This is a genomic window from Intrasporangium sp. (genome assembly GCF_032907665.1).
GTDB lineage: Bacteria > Actinomycetota > Actinomycetes > Actinomycetales > Dermatophilaceae > Intrasporangium.
Map to the genome: position 1 here is coordinate 1 of NZ_JAJJPG010000032.1, position 5,261 is coordinate 5,261.

Genomic DNA, 5,261 nt, shown 5'->3' on the forward strand with positions numbered 1-5,261 from the left:
CCCGCGCCAGTCACCCACCCTCCCGCGCCAGCCACCCACAGCCCCGATGTCCGACGAGGAGCCCGCCATGCCGCCCGCCGACACCGCACCCCAGCAGCTCGCTGCTCCCACGCCCCCAGCGGTGACGCCGACCCCACCGGGCGTCCCCCTACCGCCCTTCGTCGACTCGGTCTTCGGCGACCTCTGGCCGGAACGCGGCCTCGCACCTCGCCCGGATCTCGTCCTCGGCTCGGTGGCGGTCGGCGCGGTGGCTGCCGTGGTCCTGCCCTACCGCAACCTCGGTCTCGGCCTGCTCCTCGTGCTCCTGCTCTCCGCCGGTCTCGTGCTGAGCGGCTCGATCCGGCTGAGGGAGCGGTGGACCATCACGTCGGCAGCGGTGGGCGTCGGCCTGGCCTCGCTCGTCGTCCTGCGCGCCTCCGAGTGGCTCGCCCTCGTCGCCATCGCCGTCTGCGGGCTTCTCCTCACGACCGCCTTGACCGGTGCCCGCGGGCTCCCGGCCATGGCCGGTGGAGTCGCCTCGTGGGTGCTCGCCGCGGTCCGCGGCCTACCTCTGCTCGGTCGGACCCTCACCGCGATGTCCACGGTGTCATCGATGTGGCCGCTCGTGCGGACGGTGGCCATCTCGCTCGTCGCCCTCGTCGTCTTCGGTGGCCTCTTCGCCTCCGGAGACGCGGTGTTCGGCTCCTGGGCCGACGCGATCATCCCCGATGTGACCGTCGACACCGTCGACAGCGTCGTGCTTCGCTTCTTCGTCGGGTTCGCCGCCGGCGGAACCGTGCTCGCCGCCTGCTACGTCGCGATCAACCCGCCGCGGGTCGACCGGCTCGACCTTCCGCCCGGGCAACGAGTGACCCGGGCGTGGGAGTGGCTCGTGCCCGTCGGCTTCGTGCTGGCCGTCTTCGTGGCCTTCGTGGTCGCACAGGCAACGGCCATGTGGGGTGGTCACGACTACGTCCAGCGCACGACCGGCCTCACCTACGCCGAGTACGTCCACCAGGGGTTCGGACAGCTCACGGCGGTCACCTTCCTCACCCTGGTGACCGTCGCCATCGCAGCCCGGAAGGCGCCACGCGGGACAGGGCGTGACCAGCTCGTCCTCCGCGTCGTCCTCGGGACCCTGAGCGGGCTCGCCCTGGTGGTCGTCGCGTCGGCGCTCTACCGGATGCACGTCTACCAGGAGGCCTACGGCTTCACCGTCCTCCGCGTGCTCGTCGACGCCTTCGAGCTGTGGATGGGACTGCTCCTCGTCCTCGTCGTCGTCGCCGGCGTCCGGCTCTCGGCGCGGTGGCTGCCCAGGGCTGCGCTCCTGTCCGGGGCGCTGATGGTGCTGGTCCTCGGCCTGGCCAACCCCGAGGCCTGGGTGGCCCAACGCAACATCGACCGCTACCACGCGAGCGGCCAGCTCGACGCCGTCTACCTGCGCGAGCTCGGGCCCGACGCCACCCCGGTCATCCGTGAGGGCCTGCCGCCGAGGCTCGGGGCGTGCATCACGCAGGACTGGTCGCCGGAGGACGACGACTGGCTGGCCTGGAACCTCGGTCGGGCACGAGCGGCGTCCGACGTCGAACTCGCGCTCGACCCGAGTGAGCAGGCCTCCTGCAACGCGCTGGTCGTGTCGAGCAGCACACGGTGAGGCGCGACGCCAGCGGCGAAAACCCGTTGACCCCGCCCAGCCACCTGACACGATGACCGGATGCGTGCCGATGTCGCCGACCTGTTCGAGTTCGACCCGGGCATGACCCACCTCAACCACGGCGCGTTCGGAGCGGTGCCGCGCGTCGTCCGCGAGGCACAGGACCGCGCTCGCGCCCGGGTCGAGGCCGTGCCGATGCGGGCCTTCCGTGACGAGCTGCCGCCCGCGATCGCAGCAGCCCGGGAGCACGCAGTCGCCTTCCTCGGGGTGCCCGCCGACTCGGCGGCGCTGGTCCGCAACGTCTCAGAGGGCGTCGCGGTCGCGCTCGAGGCGCTGGCGATCGGCCGAGGCGACGACGTGGTGGTGAGCAGCCACGGCTACCCGACCGTGACGCTGGCGGTCCAGGCCCGCGGGGGATCCGTCCGGAGGGCCGATTTCGGCCTCTCGGCGACCGCCGCCGAAGCCGTCGCCGCCCTCACAGACGCTCTCACGCCCGACACGAGGCTCGTCGTCATCGACCAGATCACCTCGCCGACCGCCCTCGTCCTGCCCGTGGCCGAGGTCGCCGCCGCTGTCGCGCCGATACCCGTCCTCGTCGACGCGGCCCACGTGCCCGGTGCCCTGCCCGACCTCGACGTCGCCGCCCTCGGAGTGGCGTTCTGGGTCGGCAACCTCCACAAATGGGCCTTCGCGCCGCGATCCGCTGCCGTCCTGTGGGTGGATCCTCGGTATCGCGACCGCGTCCGCCCTCTCGTCACCTCCTGGAGCCAGGGCCGGCCCTACCCGGCCTCCTTCGACCTCCAGGGCACCGTCGACCCCTCGGCCTGGCTCGCCGTCCCCGATGCCATCGCCTTCTGGCACGGCCTCGGCGGCTGGTCCCAGGTGGAGCGCAACGCCGACCTCCTGCTCCGGGGAGCCGACCACGTCGCGACCGAGCTCGGGACAGCCGGCCAGCCCAGCGGCATACGGCATGCGCCGTGCATGCGGCTGGTGGCCCTCCCGCCCGGGGTGGCGGAGACGAAGGAGGGGGCTGACGCACTCTGGCAACAGCTGTATGCCGCCGGGTTCGCCGTACCGCCCGTCTCCTTCGGGGGGCGTGGACACGTGCGCGTCGCGGCTCAGGCCTACAACGACGAGGACGACTACGCACGCCTCGCCGAGACCCTTGTCTCACTCGTGGGCAGCGCCTGACGGTCGATGCGACCGGACGCGGCGCGATGTGGAAAGATCGGGCGACCGCCGGATCGCTGCCCACAAGGAGGCTCCGTCATGACCGACGCCCGCAACTCCCGCTTCAAGCGGGTCCTCCTCAAGCTCTCCGGAGAGGCCTTCGGTGGTGGGGCCATCGGCGTCGACCCCAGCGTGGTCGCGGGTATTGCGAGGCAGATCGCCGAAGCCGTCCGGGCGGGTGTCCAAGTGGCCGTCGTCGTGGGCGGCGGCAACTTCTTCCGCGGTGCCGAGCTCCAGCAGCGCGGCATGGACCGGACCCGGGCCGACTACATGGGCATGCTCGGCACGGTGATGAACTGCCTCGCCCTGCAGGACTACCTCGAGAAGGAGGGCATCGAGACGAGGGTGCAGTCGGCCATCGCCATGCAGCAGGTCGCCGAGCCCTACATCCCGCGCCGCGCCATTCGCCACATGGAGAAGAGCCGCGTGGTCATCTTCGGGGCAGGCGCAGGGATGCCGTTCTTCTCGACCGACACCGTGAGCGCCCAGCGGGCCCTCGAGACGAAGTGCGACGCCCTGCTCATCGCCAAGAACGGCGTCGACGGCGTCTACTCCGCGGACCCGAAGACGGACCCCACGGCCACCAAGTACGACACGTTGACCTTCGACGAGGGGCTGGCCAACGGACTGCGCATCGTCGATGCCGCCGCCTTCTCGCTCTGCAAGGAGAACAAGCTCCCGATGGTCGTCTTCGGCATGGAGGGCCCCGGAAACATCACGCGCGCGCTGCTGGGTGAGAAGATCGGCACGTTGGTCACCAACGGCTGAGCGTGTCGAACGCGCGGCGCTGCGGTGGGCTGTGGTGACCACTGCAGCCGCAGAACCAGCCCAGAACCAGCCCCAGACCCCCTGGACCCGGATGAGGACGAGGAAGCGAAGGCAATGATCGAAGAGACGATGTTCGAGGCCGAGGAGAAGATGGACAAGGCCGTCGAGGTCCTCAAGGAGGACTTCGCGGGCATCCGGACCGGCCGCGCCAACCCGGGTCTGTTCAACAAGCTCCTCGTCGACTACTACGGTGCGCCGACGCCGCTGCAGCAGCTCGCGTCCTTCCAGAACCCGGAGCCGCGCACCATCCTGGTCATCCCGTTCGACAAATCGGCGCTGCACGAGATCGAGAAGGCGATCCGCGACTCCGACCTCGGCGTCAACCCGGCGAGCGACGGCCACCAGATCCGCTGCGTCATGCCCGAGCTGACCGAGCAGCGGCGCAAGGAGTACATCAAGCTGGCCCACCACAAGGCGGAGGAGGGCAGGGTCTCGATCCGCAACGTCCGTCGCAAGGCGAAGACGGACATCGACCGGCTCGTCAAGGACGGCGAGGTCGGCGAGGACGAGGGCACTCGCGCGGAGAAGGAGCTCGAGGTGCTCACCAAGAAGCACACCGACCTCATCGACTCGCTCGTCAAGCACAAGGAGTCCGAGCTGCTCGAGGTCTGAGCCGCAGCCCGGACCCGACACCGTGCTCGGTCACCCCTCGATGACAACTCCCCCCGCCGCCGCCCTGCCGGACCCGCCCGCGCCCGTCTCCCGGGCCGGGCGTGACCTCAAGAGCGCCGTGGGGGTCGGCGTCGTCCTCGGCGCCATCATCATCACGTCGCTGCTCGTGCGGAAGGAGTCCTTCCTCGTCGTCGTGGCGCTCGCCGTCGCCATCGGCATGTGGGAGCTGCACGTGGCGCTGCGCAACGTCGCGGTCCGCGCCCCGCTCGTGCCCGCCGTTGCCGGCATGGTCGGCATGACGTGGGCTGCCTACGTCCACGGACCTGCGGGACTGGTCACCGCCTGGGTCGTGACGTGCGCCGCCGTCGTGCTCTGGCGGGGGAGTGGGCGCCTTGACGGAGCGGCTCGCGACGTCCTCGGCGGCATCTTCATCGCCACCTACCCGCCGCTCCTCGTCGGCTTCGCCATCCTCCTGCTGGCCGCGCCCGACGGGGTGGACCGGATGTTCGTCTTCCTCATCACCGCGGTCTGCAGCGACGTCGGCGGCTACGCGGCGGGCGTGTGGCTCGGCAAGCACCCCATCGCGCCGACGATCAGTCCGAAGAAGTCCTGGGAGGGCTTCGCCGGGTCAGTCATCCTGTGTGTCATCGCGGGCTCGGTGACCGTCCACCTCTTCCTCGGACACCCGTGGTGGATCGGGGTCGCCCTCGGCGTGGCCGTCGCCGTCGCTGCGACGATCGGCGACCTCTCGGAGTCGCTCATCAAGCGCGACCTCGACATCAAGGACATGTCAAGCATCCTGCCGGGGCACGGCGGGATCATGGACCGGCTCGACTCCCTCATCGTCGTCGTCCCGATCGTGTGGGCCGTGCTGACGCTGCTCGCCGAGCGGCCGTTGTGAGACATGGTGCGGCCGTGGTGAGACGTTGTGGAGCCATGGTGAGCCCGTGGTGAGGCC

Annotated in this window: 5 protein-coding genes; all 5 read left to right on the plus strand. The window is 70.6% G+C overall.

The window, feature by feature from the left end; all coding sequences use genetic code 11:
- A partial coding sequence (locus tag LOY02_RS07120) for a DUF4173 domain-containing protein (RefSeq protein WP_317181641.1) occupies window positions 1–1,633 on the plus strand: 1,633 nt, incomplete at its 5' end.
- Window positions 1,634–1,693: 60 nt separating this feature from the next.
- The gene (locus LOY02_RS07125) at window positions 1,694–2,824 is read left to right on the plus strand and encodes an aminotransferase class I/II-fold pyridoxal phosphate-dependent enzyme (RefSeq protein WP_317181642.1); all 1,131 of its coding nucleotides are present in this window, start codon (window positions 1,694–1,696) and stop codon (window positions 2,822–2,824) included.
- A 78-nt stretch (window positions 2,825–2,902) separates the two neighbouring features.
- Window positions 2,903–3,631, plus strand: coding sequence for a UMP kinase (pyrH, locus tag LOY02_RS07130; protein ID WP_317181643.1), 729 nt, complete (start codon window positions 2,903–2,905; stop codon window positions 3,629–3,631).
- 114 nt (window positions 3,632–3,745) lie between these two features.
- Window positions 3,746–4,303, plus strand: a complete 558-nt coding sequence (gene frr / locus LOY02_RS07135; protein ID WP_317181644.1) for a ribosome recycling factor — start codon at window positions 3,746–3,748, stop codon at window positions 4,301–4,303.
- A 40-nt stretch (window positions 4,304–4,343) separates the two neighbouring features.
- Window positions 4,344–5,204, plus strand: a complete 861-nt coding sequence (locus tag LOY02_RS07140; protein WP_317181645.1) for a phosphatidate cytidylyltransferase — start codon at window positions 4,344–4,346, stop codon at window positions 5,202–5,204.
- Window positions 5,205–5,261 lie beyond the last annotated feature (57 nt).